We start from the raw sequence: 15,498 nt of genomic DNA on the forward strand, positions 1-15,498 counted from the left end.
CAGTCTTACAAACCTTGTTGGTATTGATCGTTGGTGTTGATTGGCACCATCGTAAACAACTCTTCTCGAACACTGACATCGCCATTCACGAGCTTTTCGAAGTGCTTAACGAGTTCAACTTTGTCCGCTTTTTCTTTCGAGCCGCCACCGATGTTGGTCAAATCAATAAAGAACTCATCAAACAAGTCAGAGAAATCTGTCACGATGTCCATGTTTAGGAATTGTTCGTGGTTATAGATGCTTGGGTAGCCACCTTTTTGCTTATCAACCGCAAACGAAATGCCTTTTACATTGGTAATCGTCGTTGCTTTCTCACATCGCAACATACAGCCCGCTTCAATCGCCGGTTTGTTACAGCCCACCGTTTGTTGGAAGAAACACTGACGGCTTGTCATCATCAGAATCGGGTGATAAATGCTGTAAGCCAACTTGAAGTTTTCAGGACGACGAATATGTTTAATCTGACCTTTGTTGATCTCGTTTGAAATAAACGCACCCGCACAGTTTAACGATTCTTTCATCGTGACTAACGCGTGTGAGTTTGTTGTGTTCAGGAACGGACCCGCAACCCATTCAATGCCCATTTCATAGGCCTTATACGCAATACCCGTGTTATTGGTGACGATGCGTGCTGGTTTGACTTCTTCTAGCACTTTTACGGCTTCATCGTAGTCTTTACCAATCAACACTGCAGGGAACCATGGGATCAAGCGTGGGTTTTCTAAGAAGATGTTGATGTACTTGCGATCGCGTTTTTTGAAGCTTTCAGGGAGCTTGAAGTAGATATCAGCATCCGTGACATCGCATACATTTAGGTCTGCGGTATCTGCAATCAGCATAGAGAGTTTTGGCTTCTCTTCTACTTTTGGCTGTTGCGGGAATGCAGGGACGTCCACGTGCTTAATGACGTCTTTAGATCCGTTCATTAAGAATGCAACGCGATCTTTCATTTCCGTCAGTTCTCGGAATGGGATCGCTAAGTTTTCGCCTAAGTTAGAGAAATCATAACCGAGTAATTCGTAGTTAGGATTGATCACACCTTTAAAGCGTTTTTCTAGCTCTTTTGAGGTGATGGCTTTTTCGCCCGCTTCTCTAAGCAGTGACGTTGATGTCACTTCAAACACTTGTTGGTCTTGTTCACTTGGCGTGACAACCACAGTGAGTGGCTCACCCAGCGTTGCCTTGAAGGCAATGGTTACGGCAATTTTGTCGATACTGAGCGCTTTCACTTTTTCTTCGAGTGTCGCGCCAATAGCATTCTTGTCGTTATAAAGGTCGGTTCTGACTTCTTGAATTTGAACCACGTCAATCGCATTGCTCTTTTCAACCGCATAGTTAACGCTGTTGTCACGAGGGTTATCGATAAACATGTCTTTGGTTAAATTGCCTTTTAAAAATTTGTTGGTTAAACCACGGTTGAATACTTTATGCAGATTGGAATCATCTTCATACAACTCACCCGTTTCAACAAATTTATTAATATTTTTACGCCAGTTTTCAACAACCGTATAAACGTAGTGAGCACCTTTAATACGGCCTTCAATTTTCAATGAGTCAACTTGCGCATCAACCAGTTCAGGCAGGTCAAAATACGCGGAGTTATCTTTTAGGTTTAGTGGGTACTTAGTACCGACGTTGGTCACTTCGTATTCGTCACGACAGGCTTGGCTGCAACGACCACGGTTACCTGAGTTACCGACGCTCACAGAGCTTGAGTAACACTGACCAGAGAAAGCAATACATAGTGAACCGTGAACAAAGACTTCCGTTAGCATGTCATGTTCATGCGCCACAGCTGTCATCTCTTTGATTTCGTCGATATTTAATTCACGAGATAAGTTAACGCGTGAAGCACCGACTTTTGATAAAAAGTGAAGCTGGCCTTCATTGTGGGTCGTTAACTGAGTCGAGGCGTGAACATCTAACGTAGGGAAATGCTTTTTAACGAGGTTAAACACACCTAAATCTTGAACAATGATGCCATCGAGTGTCGTGTTCACTAATTGATTGAGTAACTTCACGAGTGATTTTATTTCATGTTCTAGGATAACAACGTTTAAAGTCAGAAATACTTCACAACCGTATTCATGAGCTAATCGTAATACGCCATTTAACTCATCAAATGAAAGATTGGATGCACGGTTACGGGCATTGAAAATGTCTAAGCCACAATAAACGGCATTTGCCCCTGCTACGATGGCTGCTTTGATCGCTTCTACATCGCCACCAGGTGCCAATAATTCAATTTTTCTACTCATTGTGAGATTGCTCGCTTCGTTTTTGTCATCGAATTTTTTGAGGAGGCATTCTACTCGCCTCACGCTTTCATTGCCACTCATTAGGCTTTTGTTGATCTAGGTCATGTCTGCACAGGCGTGAATCCCATTGCCAATTCAGTTACCATTGCGCTATTGCGTTCTTTTTTAAGTCTTTCATCATGACAATGCCGATCCTATATTCATTGAGACAGTGCCCTTACGCAATGCGAAGCCGTCTTGCCATTTTACATGCTGGCCAAATCGTCATTTTGCGCGACATTGATATGAAAAATAAGCCTGAAGACATGCTGTCTGTATCACCTAAAGCCACGGTGCCGGTATTGGTGCTGGGTGATGGGAATGTGATCGATGAAAGTATTGAAGTGATGGTTTGGGCGCTAACGCAATCTGACCCGAGAAACCTCCTTTATTCGCACGATAAAAATCAGTTACCCGACATGCTTGAGTTGATAAGAAGCAATGACGTGACGTTTGTCGGCGCATTGCAAAAATACCGAGCGGCTTCTCGTTATCACGATGACAATAAAACAGAGCACCGCGATACATGTTGTGAGTGGTTGATGCCTATTGAACAGAGGTTGTCTCAGCACGCCTACATAATGGGAGAGCAACCGAGTTTGGTTGATTACGCCATCTTGCCATTTATTCGCCAATTTTCCCGTGTAGATAAGAAATGGTACGCCCAAGCGCCATTACCGAATCTACGCGCGTGGCTAACCAAGCATTACAACGATCCGACGTTTTCTAAAGTGATGGTGAGTTATCCCAAGTGGAAAAAGGATGATAAGCCAGTTGTATTTGGTGATGTATAGAACCCTATGCCGCCCAAACTCTAGCTTCCCCGATTAAACGGTTGCAACGCCTCATTCAATACTTGAATCCCCTCGTAAATGACACTGTCACTTGTTGTGTTTCCCATAAATGAGTCTGTTATCACATGGAGGCAGTGATTTAATACGCTCCGTATTCAATCATCATAACAACAACACACCACCGTCAGATTAAATGGCTGTACAAGGACGTAACCATGACCGCAAACGAACACATTGCAAACTTTCAAACCAACACCAAGGAACCCAAACTTTGGCAAGTATCTCTCTCCTTATGCCTTATCTCTGTGCTGATGGGGATCACCATTTTGGCCGTCGAGGTCATCTTTGGTTTAGAAATGCCAAATTCCGGCGTGCTTTCTACCGTTATTCCTACCATGATGACGGGCTTTTACTTTGGTCATAAAAACGAAGCCTTGATGGTTTCCAGAACGCGTTGGCTTGCCGTGATGGTTTGGACTGGCATGAGCTTGCTCTATGTTGCCGGCCTTATGCGGTTTTACGACTTTACGTTAGCCGACCTGACCGCTGAGTTCGGTAGTTTGTTTGTGTGGATCGGTTTTGTTTTCATTTTGATCATGACAGTAGTGAGTTACTTCATGATCAAATCTGGTGAGAAGATAGGCATTAAGAACAGGGTTAAGGTGAGGGAGAAACAACTAGCTAAAGAGAAACAAAGCGAATAAATAGTTCGCTCTGACACTCTGGTCGCTGGCATCACAGACATTATTTTTGGTGCGAGGGCGGTTGATAGTGCATTGAAGTATCTTGTTTCAAGAAGATATTACTCGCCACTAAGCTTCCTAAGCACACAAACACCAGCGCGAGACTTGTCATTGCATCAGGTTGCTCGTTGAAGATTGGAATAGCGAGCAGGGTAGCAATAACAGGTGTCGCACTACCAAATGCCGCACTTCGTTCCGCACCGAGTTGTTTAACGGCATATAAGTAAGTACAAGACGCGAGAATGCCCGCCCCCACGCCCTGCAATAGCGTATGACTGAGCACGTCTTGCCAAGGCCATGCTGAAGCGGGGGTGCTGCTCAGAGTGCTTGGCAGCCACCCCGCACTAATGGCAACGCCTAAAGTAAGGCACGAAATGACCGCCAATATGCCCGAACATGCAAGGGCTTCAAGGTTGGCGACACGCGCACAAATCGTGAACGTCGCCCACATCAGGCTGCCAAGCAAAAACAAGAGATGTCCCTTTGATTGCGCCCAGTCATAATCGCCCCCGAAGCTGCTTCCTAGGTTGGTGGCGAGAAAAAGTGCTGTTCCGATGGCAATAGCGATTAGCCCAATAATGCGATGTGAGCTTAAAGGCTGCTTAAAAAACAATACGGCAATGGCGGTCACAAATAGCGGCAGCGTGCCCGGTACGAGTGCGCTGCCATGAGAGACAGGCACTGTTTGCATCGCGGTGCTTGCCACCAGTAAGTAGGGCAAGCCACTCCCGATGAACATGCCAATCAGGTATTTACTTGGAATGGCTCTAATCTGGAGTCGAGCTTTATAGACGAACGGTGCAAGCAACAACGCGGGAACCAGAAAGCGCATCAACGCGAGATCGGCAGGTTGAAGTTCTGAATTCGCACCGCCTTTTAACGAAATAAAAAAGCCAGCCCAAAGCAGCAATGTCGCCAACATGGCGAGATAGCCGGCTGTTTTGCTTTTTGAAGATGATCTTTCTGGTGTTTTTGACGCTAGCTGACTTGCCGTCATGAATGATTCCATTTCTGCACATGATCCTAAAACGCTATTATCGTGCACCACGATTGGCGATAGGTGGCAACTTTGAGCTTCATATCGTTATGCGTTGATGGTTTCCGCTATTATTTTTGTATAATTTGATGATTAGCGGCGTGTGGTTGATGGATCGTATTGATAAGCAACTTTTGGAATTGATGCAAAAAGACGCGAGACTGACAACTGCAGAGCTTGCGGATTTAGTCGGGCTTTCACCGTCGCCCTGTGCAAGGCGAATCAAGCGGCTTGAAAAGGACAAGATAGTCGCGGGTTATCACGCTTCACTTTCTCGCGATAAAATTGGTATTGCGATGACCATGTTTGTTGAAGTGAGTTTGAACAATCACCAAGTGACGTCAGTGGATGATGTTGAACAAGCCATTAGCGATATGCCGGAGGTGGTGAGTTGCCACGTGGTGTCAGGCGCTTACGATTATTTGCTGGAAGTGGTTGCGAAAGATCTGGCTGGCTATGAGCAATTTACCCGCAAGCTACAATGCCTGCAAAACGTGAAAGACATTCACACGCAATTGGCGATACGAAAGGTGAAAGATCGCGGAATTTTACCCATCTATATTTAATACTAGCGTTTAGAGCCGAGTGTTTTGGACTTGCGGTGTAATGCCAGTAGTTTGATGTTAGCGCTATGTTCAAGTGACAAAAAACGGAAGCTGACGCTTCCGTTTTTTGTTCTACAAAGCGAGTTACAGCGCAGTAAGGATCGCTTCAGCTGAACTCACTTCAAACGTTTTTGGTGCTTCAACGTTGAGTTGTGTCACGACACCATTTTCAACAACCATTGCGTATCGTTGTGAGCGAATACCGCCAAAAGTTGCGGTGTCCATTTCTAATCCTAATGCTTTCGTGAAGCTGGCGTCGCCATCCCCAAGCATCATGATTTCGTCCGCATTTTGTGTTTCACCCCACGCTTGCATCACAAACGCATCGTTAACAGACACACAGATAATGCTGTCGACGCCTTTTGCCTTAATTTGGTCGGCCAGTACGATGAAACCAGGCAAATGAGATTCTGAACAAGTGGGTGTAAACGCGCCAGGAACAGCAAACAAAACGACTTTTTTGTTGGCAAATAATTCGTTGGTATCGTGATTCATCATGCCATCTTTGGTGAGTTCGCTCAAAGTGGCAGACGGGAGGGTTTGGCCTTGCTGAATCATGTTAGCTGTCCTTATTGTTGTGATTGCAACCAGACTAGCCCGATTCGCCGTTGAATACCACGGAGAGAAACTAGGTGTATAAATTGATAACTGTCAGTCTCCTCTCTAAGTCATCAAATGTACTCGCAGAATAACGACTACCAACAACTAATCTACTGACCCGCAGTGACATTTAGTTAGCAAAGTGCTGAAGAAATCTTTAGGTTCAGTCGACGCTTTAATCTTGAAAATGCTAGGCAACGTATTTATTCAAGTTTTCAAACTACACCCGATAACAGAGCGGTGATTCAAATTAGCTGAAGTTTGGTGACAATCACGTTTAACGTTGCACTTATCAATATGCATCATGCCCCCGGTGTCAGGATAGTTGTCCAGATCTTAGAACGCCCAAAAATCCAGCAATGGAGGGCTAACGAAGGACACTATGCCGAGATATTCCGAAGAAAGAAAAGCTGCCATCTTGAAGAAGCTACTGCCACCGCATAACAAAACCATTCCAGAAGTTGCTGCGGAGGATCACATCAGCGAAGCAACGTTATACAATTGGCGTAATAAACTCCGCTCCGAAGGTAAACCTGTGCCAGGTAATCAAAAAAATTCTGAACATTGGTCAGCTGAAGCCAAGTTCGCCACCGTCATCGAAACCGCCAGTTTGTCAGAAACTGAGCTTAGCCAGTATTGTCGCCAGAAAGGTTTGTACCCTGAACAAGTTAAAGCGTGGAAACTCGCTTGTATCAGCGGTGCGGGTCAAGCAGAGCAATCTAAGAAAGCAGAGCAGACAGAGCGTAGAGCGGATAAAAAGCGTATCCGAAAATTGGAAGCAGAGCTGCATCGTAAAGACAAAGCCCTGGCAGAAACGGCGGCGCTATTGGTGCTGTCAAAAAAGCTCAAGGCCTTGTACGGGAGCGACAGCGAGGAGGACTGACTCCTCTCGATATGCGCGAGACATTGCTGGCGCTTTTTGATGAAGCGGTTGCTAATGGCGCGCCTCAGTACAAGGCTGCAGACCTCATGCAAGTTCCACAGCGAACGTTGCGCCGCTGGCGTACGTCACAGGGTCATGTGTTGCCCGATCTTCGTCCTCTGGCTATCAGACCAGAGCCGAAAAACAAGCTGTCAGAGCAAGAGCGCCAACATATTCTGAATGTCTGCAATGAGGCTGACTATGCCAATTTACCGCCCAGTCAAATCGTGCCGAAACTGGCCGATCAGGGAGAATATATGGCCAGTGAGTCAAGCATATATCGTGTGCTGAAAGCTAACGACCAACTGCACCATCGAGGACGGGCGAAACCGCCACAGCCTACGACGGAGCCCGCTTCTCATGTGGCGACAAAGCCCAATGAGATCTGGACTTGGGATATCAGTTATCTGCCCGCGAAGGTTCGAGGTCTGTACTGGTATCTTTATATGGTCATTGATATCTACAGTCGCAAAATTGTGGGTTGGGAAGTCCATGACTGCGAATGCGGGACGCTTGCTTCTCAGCTGATTGAGCGAGCCACCTTCAGTGAACGCTGCTTCGTGAAGCCTCATTATTTACATTCTGACAACGGGGCCCCCATGAGGTCACTCACCTTGCGTGCAAAGCTTGATGAAATGGGCATCCGAACATCCTTCAATCGTCCGGGCGTTAGTAATGACAATGCCTATTCAGAGTCATTGTTCCGTACAGCCAAGTACCGGCCTAACTATCCGGAGCATGGCTTCAAAACGCTGGCAGAGGCACGTGAATGGATGCTGAATTTTGTAAACTGGTACAACAACGAGCATCACCACAGTGCGATTAAGTTCGTCACTCCAGCAGAAAGACACAGAAACTTAGATACAACAGTGCTGGCGAAGCGGCATGCCGTGTATCAGCAGGCAAAAGCCAAGCATCCTGAACGTTGGTCAAGGGAGACTCGCGACTGGTCACCCGTTGGTTCGGTAATACTCAACCCCAAAAGCGCAGACAATAACGAACATGGCGGTCAAAAAAGAGCCGCTTAATGAGAAAATCTGGTCAACTACCTTGAAATCTACCGCATGGCTAAAGATGCGATGTATCATATTGGGTAGTAGTGGGGTATAAATCGTTTAAATGACGATTGTGTCTTTTATTTGAAATCTGAGTAATGTGTTTTTTACCATCAGCCTCTAATTTAGCTATAGTTGATATCTAATTTTTAGACGGTTATTTATAATTAGTGTGTCAGTAATTATCATGAGGTTTGGCTTATATTTTAAGTTGAAACATTAATGGATGACAATTTAGGGAAATGTGCTCTCACCCTGTGAGGGTTTCTGATAACCTCACGGAAAATCACCCCTGAAAGCAGTGCGCGCAGCGTTTTATTGGGTAAAAGAAACTGAAGGCGCACAGTGTTGCGCAGGATTTAAAATGGCGCTTAGAGCAGCGCATGCATGTCTAAGATAATTGACGCTGATAAAAGCCCTTGTTAGTATTTTAATGAAAAATATAAAACACAGAAAATACGTTGCTAGTGTGGCCGTTTATAGACTCGGGTGGTAATAGAATGAGCTTTATTATAAAAGAAACACAATATTTAACAGACTCAATAATATTGGAAATCATGAGTCGATTAGAGTCCGAATCAGAAAGTGCCATTGCAGCGAAAGACATTCTACCCTCAATGTCACTACGTGGTGATCTTGGAATGGATTCCATGCAGGCTGTGTCATTGACACTCGACTTAGAAGATTCGCTTTCAATCTCTATCGATGATGAAGACTTAATTAAGCTTGACACTGTTGGCGATCTTTTAAACATCATTGAATCCAAGTTAAGTGAAAAAAATGGATAATCGTAGACGTGTTGTGGTGACCGGTGTTGGTGTCGTTTCATCAATAGGCAATGATTTTGACACGTTAACGGAATCTTTGAAGCTTGGTCGTAGTGGCATTCGCGCAATGGAATCTTGGTCTGAGTATGGATTAACGAGTCGCGTTGCTGGTTTGGTGCATTTAGATGAGTCCAAAATACAGTCTGCGAACATCCCTTTGAAACTCCGAAGAGCAATGCCCACCTCTACGCTGTATTGCAGCGTTGCTGCCAGTGATGCTATTTCAGCCTCTCGTTTAACGCCAGAAGAACTCGCAGACCCGCGAACAGCTTGTCTTGTTGGCAGCGGTGTGGCTGATGTGAGTGTGATACACAGAGAAGGGGCAAGGTACTACGATGGTCAGGTTCGTAGAACTGAACCCTACACTGTCCTCAAATCCATGAGCAGCACGGCGAGTGCAATACTCACTAAACTCTTTGGTATTACTGGGCGAAGCTACTCAATATCGTCTGCTTGCGCTACCGGAGCACACAATATTGGGCATTCGTACGAACTCATACGTGATGGGGTGATAGATAGAGCAATAACCGGCGGTTGTGAGGAAGTGAACGAGCTGATTGTTGCTTCTTTTCAAGCCTTGAGAATGGCGCTGTCTACTGGCTTTAATGACACGCCAGAAGGCGCATCTCGCCCTTATGATCGTGATAGAGATGGCTTTGTGATCAGTGGTGGGGCGGGGGCGCTTGTATTGGAGTCGCTCGATTCCGCCTTAGCGCGTAACGCGCCCATTTATGCTGAAATCGTGGGCTATGCAGCGAATTCAGACCCGTATGATTTAGTGCTACCTCAAGCTGATGGCGGGACATTTGTCGACTGTATTGCCAGTTCATTAGAAGACGCGGGAATGTTCTCTGCCGATATTGACGCTATTAATACGCATGGCACAGGAACAGTGGCTGGTGACGTGGCCGAGGTTAATGGTTTACGTAGAGCATTTGGAGGCAATGTTCCGAGGTTCTCGTCTACGAAGTCTATGACGGGGCATGCGATTGGCGCAGTAGGGGCCATTGAGTTAATTGCCTGCATTGCGATGCTGAAAGAAGGTTTTATCGCGCCCTCCATCAATATTGATAATATCGACCCTTTGTTTGCTGATATGCCCATCGTGCGCGAAGCCACACAGGCGGATCTGAAAACAGTCCTGTCTTTAAATTTTGGCTTTGGTGGCACGAATGCGGCCACTATCCTGCGAAAAATGGACTGACATTGCTGTGTCAGTGAGTAGGGTATATGAATAGAAACATCATTGATGGGCTGAGGGATACGCAAGGCGTGCTGGGTAAAGCGGCTATTCGCTCGATTTTACCCTATGGCGATGCATTCTTATTTGTGGATTCAGTCAGTGATTTGACCGAGTCTAACGTCGTCGCGCAATACAACATACCTGAGTCCTCTGAGTTGATTAACGCGCATTTCAAACACGTTAGCATGATGCCGGGCGTTTTGATGGGGGAAGCATTAGCGCAAGCCGGTATTGTTTTACTGCATTACCGAAGTGAGTTTGAAGAAGAGACGGATGTCATTGCGAGTACCGTGAATCAAATGCGGTTTAAGTCGCCAGCGCTACCTGGGGATACCCTAGAAGCGCATGTCAGCATAAAAGCAATCAACCGTTTAGGTGCAAGGTTAACCGGCAAGTCCTATGTAAATGGGCGCGAAGTGCTGTCTGCCACGTTTGATCTTACGTTTATAAAACGGAAAAATCTTATTGAACATATTTCTCAACATGTCACGTGTTGAGAGTATGTTGCATCAAATGTCTCCTATCTGATCGCTAATTTATTTAAGCAAACGTGAATATAAAAACGTTTAAATTATACGATTAAATGATCCGAAAATATGAATGGTGATTTAAGTGTTGTTTAGATTGGCAACGGTGGATGATTTTTTAAATATAGAATCATCGAATTTAAAGTGTTCGACGTATAAGAATCTTGCTTATCCTCTTGGTTGTTCAATGTCAGAGCTTGATGCTGCGTTGGGTGATGGTGATTTTGTTGTTTTTAATGAAAAAAAGACCAAGGTTGGCTTCGTTAGAATAAAAGCCATGTTCGAAGGCATTGCCTATCTTGATATCCACTTGTTACATGATTTTGCTGATGAACATATCCAGGCCGTGATGAGTTGGCTAGCTGAACAATACCATCTCGGTAAGTATTACGTTCAGTTACTCCCCAATGAGCAGCGAGAAATAGATTGCTTAACACGTCTAGGTTTCACTGAAGAAGCGCGACTAAGAAACCAGATTTTTGTTGAGGGCGCGTATTACGATTTATTAATGATGGGGAGTGAGGATAAACGTGTTTGATAGTGTTCGTGGAATCTATTGCGCTTTGCGCCGTCCAAATATCGAAGATATAGATACAATAGCTCGCTGGTTGGATGATCCTTACCTTAATTCGACGGTCTTTGATAGCTCTACCTATGTCAATGGTGCTAAAGAGCAAGCCATGGCGTGGCTTGAACAGAACGCGACTGTCTATGGTGCAGAAAGCCTTTTAGGATTGGTGTGTTCTGTCAAAAGCGGTAAACCAATAGGGATGGTCTGGTTCAATAACATTGACTGGAAAAGCCGTACTGCCGATCTTCGCTACTTAGTCGGCGAAGAGGCGTACCGTACCAGCGTCTTTGGGCCTGAGATAGCACTGTTAAGTCTTCAAATGGCATTTCAAGTCATGAATTTACATAAAATCTATGGCTATGTTTTATCCGGAAATGAGGATTCAATTCGTCTTGCGGAGTTTGGTGGAATAAAAGAAGGGGTACTTAAAAATTACGTTCCTGTCGGTGATGGATGGAACGACTACCATCTTTATGCCATGTTTTCAGATGACTTCCGAGATTTCTTACAAAAACACAAAGAGGGTGTTTTACGCCGTCACTTTAAAAAAGGAATTTTCCAAGAGTGAGTTTGCTCGCTCTACTGTTTATTGCAGTTATCGTTTTGTCATTTCTTTATCCGCGACTCATTGGGGATCGTCTTGCTTTCTTATTAATGCTGCCCGTGATCGCTTATACGCTCTATTTCTATATAGATTGGCAGGTTATACCTCTATTTGAAATGAGCGTGCTTGTTGTAGGTGGCATATGTGCTGGGGTCGCCTTGCTGTTCGCCGGATTGCCAATAAGTTCACCTGAGCCAAGAACATTTGTTATTAACTGTTTTCAAGGGTTTAAGCTTCTTAAGAAGAATCGAGACTATCTCTTATTTCAAGTAGGGATCACGTGTTACGAAGAGCTCATATGGCGAGTGTTTTTAATTAATACATTATTATTGGTGCTTTCACCATGGGTTGCAATCTGTTTCTCTTCGTTACTATTTTGGGTCGTTCACGAGGAAAACAGACCGTTAGGATGGCATTCGCTAGAGTTCTTTCTCTTCGCGGTATTGCTTGGCGTTGCTTACGCTGTGACTGATTCATTGCTATTTGTTTGGATTATCCATTTAACCAGAAATGTCCTTGTCCTGTCAGCGACATATTATGAAGAGCAGCAAGCGAAAGCCATGCCTTCATGAATCCCTGAGCGCATCCACTGGCTTCATTTGTGCCGCTCTCCGAGCGGGTAAATACCCCGCCACCAACCCAACCAATATCGACACGCAAAGCGCAATACTTACGCCTAGCACGCCGGGAAACAAGGGAAAGCCGGTAAAAAAATTCAATACAACACCGATGAGCATCCCAACGGCTAAACCCGCTACCCCCCCAATCAGACAAATGAGTACCGACTCGACGATAAACTGAATCATTATGTGGCTTCGATGTGCACCAATTGCCGCTCGAATACCAATTTCTCGTGTTCGCTCCGCGACAGCAGTACTCATGATACCGGCAACACCGATGGCTCCTACAATTAAAGCACTAGAGGCGGCAATAATGCCGACAATCGTCACGCCGCCAAGAATATTGTCAGTGGTTCTGATGTAAGACGCGAGGGTTCCGCTTTCATATTCAAACACGCCTTGATAACGTCTCGATAGAACACCTTTTAGCTGGGAAGCCGCCGCTTCAGCCGACTCAACCGTTGAGGCTTCAGCTTGAATGTAGTTCACGTCGTTGTTGCCATTAAGTGCCTGTACCAAAGGGTAACTGACCAAAATTCGATTGTTCACATCGCCTCCAGCAGAACCAATGCTAGCGAGTAAATCCCGACTTTTAGCGCGCAGAACACCAATAACTTGATATTCACGGCCTGATATTCGCAGTGCACGACCTAAGGGGTTAGCGATGCCCGGGAACAGGTCAGACGCAACGGTTTCGCCAATCATTGCAACAGGCCGACGATTTCGGATTTCTATTTCTCTAAGGCCTCTTCCTATACGTAACTGGTCATTGTTGATGGTTAAATAATCCCGATTAACACCACTCACTTGTGCGTTGCTGTATCGATTACCAGTTTGAACGATAGGGGCTTGTCCCCGAGGGGTAACGATAGGGCTGATGAGGCTGACAGAAGGGCAGCAATCTCCTTGAACGGCAATCAAATCATTGTTATTGATGCCCGTCCCTGTTCGTGTTCGTTTGTGTGGATCTTTGTTGCTTTGCGCGCGATATACCCAAACAGACTTGAGACCAAATGTTTCTAGTTCCTGCATGACGAATGCTTTCCCGCCCGTACTGACGGTATCCACTGTCATCACTGCGGCTATACCCACAGCAATGCCAATCATACTGAGCATTGATCTGCCCCAGTTTGCCAGCATCGCAAGTCGTGCTTCAATAAACAGATCAGGCAGAATTCGCCATCCTTTCATATCACTATCCTACCGTCTCGCATGTGTACGACTCTGTCAGCCGTTTTGGCTAAATGTGCATCGTGAGTAACCATGACAATGGTATGGCCCTCAGCATGAAGCGCCTTAAACAAATCCATAATCTGCTGCCCGGTATGGCTGTCTAAAGCACCTGTTGGCTCATCCGCAATAAGCAACTTAGGCTTGTTAACTAACGCTCGCGCAATAGCAACACGTTGTTGCTGGCCGCCTGAAAGTTGGTTGGGTAAATGCGTTGCGCGATCTGCTAGGCCTACGCGTTCAAGCGCGGCAAAAGCAAGCGCTTGACGCTGTGAGGGCGGGGTACCTTGATACACCAACGGAAGCATGACATTCGCTAACGCATCGCGGCGTGATAGCAAATTGAATGATTGAAAGATGGTTCCAATCAATGAAGAACGAAGCGTAGCAAGTCCATCAGAATTAGCGGTATGAACAGCCGTGCCGTCTAAATGGTAGGTGCCTGTATCAGCGTTGTCTAAGCAGCCAATAATGTTGAGTAGGGTGCTCTTTCCTGAACCAGAGGCACCCATTATCGTCACAAACTCCCCGCGTTCTATCTTCAGATCAACACCCCGAATGATGGGTAAGGGGGTGTCTCCGCGGAAATAGGATTTATGCAAGGATTCAATGTTGATCATGGTTTTCTATAAACCTTGCTGTGCGCCCATTCTCAAGGTATCCGCTATCAAACAACGCAACCCTTTGCCCTTCTTGAACCCCACTGAGTATTTCGACGTGTGTGTCGGTTTCTAATCCTGATTCAACAGATTGTAGGTGGATGGCACCTTGTTCAATCAGTGCAACCTCAAAAACGCCAGGTTCGCGTTCGCGCAGCGCGCTGTAAGGCAGGCTGAGGGTGTTTCCACGTTCTTCTATTACGATTTCAATATCGAGCTGTTGTCCCAATAGCAGTTTTGGGGCATCTGTGCCCAACCCCATGCGCACGGGAAACGTATTTAAGTATCGTTCTGTTGTGCGTTCGATAGCGGGACCAATCCAATGAATCTGTGTTTGCCAACCTTGGTTGGGAAAAGCATCAGATTTCACATTAACGACTTGGCCAACGTGAATCCTGCCACTGTCAACGGCATCTAAATTCGCCTCAATTTCCCATCCTTTAATGGCGACGAGTTGGAAAAGTTGTGTTCCTGCTTCAACCCATTGCCCTGATTCAGTCCATTTATCAATGATAACGGCATCAAAGGGCGCATCTAGCTTTTGCCAGTCTTGCTCAATAGCACTCATTTGGGCATCTGCTTGGGCAATAGCAACGGCTGCTTGCGCCGTTTCCATTTCAAATCTGACCTGATCTAGCGCTTCGACAGAGACGAGATTTCTATCAGATAGCTCTGATACTCGGTTGTAGCGTTGCTGCTGCTCCTTCAAACGAACAATTTCTTGCTGAACAACAGCGTTGGCGCGTTTGAGTCGAGTCATGGATGCACGGTTATCCATGGAGGCCAGCGTGTCATCTTTCTTTACCCGATCACCACGAGCAACATAGACCTGCTCGACGCGGCCATTTACTAACGCAGTCAAAGAAACGGTACGGTCATTAATAACCTCACCAGTCACTCGAATGATGTAGGCCATATCATTACGTTGCACTTGCACCCCCGATAGGTTCAGCGGTGGCTTGTCATAGAAAAAGTAGCCCGCAGTAGCAGCGAAAACCAGAACAACGATAGCGAACATGCGCTTAAAATAGCCTTTCATTGATCGTTTACCAGGCTGCTTAAGTTTCATAAGAGATGCATTCAATTATCTATCCCTAATAATTAACAAATCATGACGAGGTGGCTTATTCGATGTTTCCATATCAAAGAGAGCAGTTATTTATTT

At 45.6% G+C, this 15,498-nt stretch carries 16 protein-coding genes; 10 read left to right on the top strand and 6 right to left on the bottom strand.

Annotated features, from left to right (window positions below; translation table 11 throughout):
- Window positions 1–5: 5 nt before the first annotated feature.
- Entirely contained in the window at window positions 6–2,258 is a 2,253-nt protein-coding gene (locus AC3CIC_RS16545; protein WP_394209464.1) for a peptidase U32 family protein, read from the bottom strand.
- 179 nt (window positions 2,259–2,437) lie between these two features.
- On the opposite strand from AC3CIC_RS16545, the gene AC3CIC_RS16550 reads away from it, so the two are divergent.
- Window positions 2,438–3,091 carry a glutathione S-transferase gene (locus AC3CIC_RS16550; protein WP_488516396.1) on the top strand — a complete coding sequence of 218 codons (654 nt, stop codon included), beginning with the start codon at window positions 2,438–2,440 and terminating at the stop codon, window positions 3,089–3,091.
- A gap of 215 nt (window positions 3,092–3,306) precedes the next feature.
- Window positions 3,307–3,795, top strand: a complete 489-nt coding sequence (locus AC3CIC_RS16555) for an ABZJ_00895 family protein (RefSeq protein WP_017006511.1) — start codon at window positions 3,307–3,309, stop codon at window positions 3,793–3,795.
- A 40-nt stretch (window positions 3,796–3,835) separates the two neighbouring features.
- Here the strand turns inward: AC3CIC_RS16555 and AC3CIC_RS16560 are convergent, their stop codons facing one another.
- Window positions 3,836–4,831 carry a DMT family transporter gene (locus AC3CIC_RS16560; protein ID WP_488516397.1) on the bottom strand — a complete coding sequence of 332 codons (996 nt, stop codon included), beginning with the start codon at window positions 4,829–4,831 and terminating at the stop codon, window positions 3,836–3,838.
- A 149-nt stretch (window positions 4,832–4,980) separates the two neighbouring features.
- On the opposite strand from AC3CIC_RS16560, the gene AC3CIC_RS16565 reads away from it, so the two are divergent.
- Window positions 4,981–5,436 (top strand): Lrp/AsnC family transcriptional regulator, encoded by a 456-nt coding sequence (locus AC3CIC_RS16565; protein WP_017006513.1) that lies wholly within the window; start codon window positions 4,981–4,983, stop codon window positions 5,434–5,436.
- A 123-nt stretch (window positions 5,437–5,559) separates the two neighbouring features.
- Here AC3CIC_RS16565 and AC3CIC_RS16570 read toward each other — a convergent pair whose 3' ends face one another.
- A complete protein-coding gene (locus AC3CIC_RS16570) occupies window positions 5,560–6,033 on the bottom strand; it encodes a peroxiredoxin (RefSeq protein ID WP_016961563.1) in 474 nt (157 codons plus the stop codon).
- Window positions 6,034–6,457: 424 nt separating this feature from the next.
- On the opposite strand from AC3CIC_RS16570, the gene AC3CIC_RS16575 reads away from it, so the two are divergent.
- The 7 genes from AC3CIC_RS16575 to AC3CIC_RS16605 all read left to right on the top strand — a co-directional run bounded on the left by AC3CIC_RS16575 (window position 6,458) and on the right by AC3CIC_RS16605 (window position 12,396).
- Window positions 6,458–8,025 (top strand): IS3 family transposase gene (locus AC3CIC_RS16575; RefSeq protein ID WP_488516398.1). Its coding sequence is split into 2 segments (ribosomal slippage): window positions 6,458–6,938 and window positions 6,938–8,025, totalling 1,569 coding nucleotides; the frame shifts between segments, so codons are not numbered across the junction.
- A gap of 584 nt (window positions 8,026–8,609) precedes the next feature.
- Window positions 8,610–8,840, top strand: a complete 231-nt coding sequence (locus tag AC3CIC_RS16580) for an acyl carrier protein (RefSeq protein WP_016961564.1) — start codon at window positions 8,610–8,612, stop codon at window positions 8,838–8,840.
- The gene (locus tag AC3CIC_RS16585; protein WP_488516399.1) at window positions 8,833–10,083 is read left to right on the top strand and encodes a beta-ketoacyl-[acyl-carrier-protein] synthase family protein; all 1,251 of its coding nucleotides are present in this window, start codon (window positions 8,833–8,835) and stop codon (window positions 10,081–10,083) included. Before AC3CIC_RS16580 ends, AC3CIC_RS16585 begins: the two co-directional genes overlap by 8 nt.
- Window positions 10,084–10,109: 26 nt before the next feature.
- Window positions 10,110–10,619 (top strand): 3-hydroxyacyl-ACP dehydratase FabZ family protein, encoded by a 510-nt coding sequence (locus AC3CIC_RS16590; RefSeq protein WP_488516400.1) that lies wholly within the window; start codon window positions 10,110–10,112, stop codon window positions 10,617–10,619.
- Between the two features lie 115 nt (window positions 10,620–10,734).
- Window positions 10,735–11,187, top strand: a complete 453-nt coding sequence (locus tag AC3CIC_RS16595) for a GNAT family N-acetyltransferase (RefSeq protein WP_488516401.1) — start codon at window positions 10,735–10,737, stop codon at window positions 11,185–11,187.
- Window positions 11,180–11,788: a GNAT family N-acetyltransferase gene (locus AC3CIC_RS16600; RefSeq protein ID WP_016961568.1), complete on the top strand. Its 609-nt coding sequence runs from the start codon at window positions 11,180–11,182 to the stop codon at window positions 11,786–11,788. The genes AC3CIC_RS16595 and AC3CIC_RS16600 overlap by 8 nt, the downstream gene beginning before the upstream one ends.
- Window positions 11,785–12,396, top strand: a complete 612-nt coding sequence (locus tag AC3CIC_RS16605) for a CPBP family intramembrane glutamic endopeptidase (RefSeq protein WP_488516402.1) — start codon at window positions 11,785–11,787, stop codon at window positions 12,394–12,396. Before AC3CIC_RS16600 ends, AC3CIC_RS16605 begins: the two co-directional genes overlap by 4 nt.
- Here the strand turns inward: AC3CIC_RS16605 and AC3CIC_RS16610 are convergent.
- The 3 genes from AC3CIC_RS16610 to AC3CIC_RS16620 are packed head-to-tail and all read right to left on the bottom strand — an operon-like array spanning window position 12,391 to window position 15,402.
- Entirely contained in the window at window positions 12,391–13,635 is a 1,245-nt protein-coding gene (locus tag AC3CIC_RS16610) for an ABC transporter permease (RefSeq protein ID WP_488516403.1), read from the bottom strand. The genes AC3CIC_RS16605 and AC3CIC_RS16610 overlap by 6 nt on opposite strands.
- Window positions 13,632–14,294 carry an ABC transporter ATP-binding protein gene (locus AC3CIC_RS16615; RefSeq protein WP_488516404.1) on the bottom strand — a complete coding sequence of 221 codons (663 nt, stop codon included), beginning with the start codon at window positions 14,292–14,294 and terminating at the stop codon, window positions 13,632–13,634. The genes AC3CIC_RS16610 and AC3CIC_RS16615 overlap by 4 nt, the downstream gene beginning before the upstream one ends.
- A complete protein-coding gene (locus tag AC3CIC_RS16620) occupies window positions 14,281–15,402 on the bottom strand; it encodes an efflux RND transporter periplasmic adaptor subunit (protein ID WP_488516405.1) in 1,122 nt (373 codons plus the stop codon). Before AC3CIC_RS16620 ends, AC3CIC_RS16615 begins: the two co-directional genes overlap by 14 nt.
- Window positions 15,403–15,498 lie beyond the last annotated feature (96 nt).

Source organism: Enterovibrio sp. QJM3NY_24, from assembly GCF_057786035.1.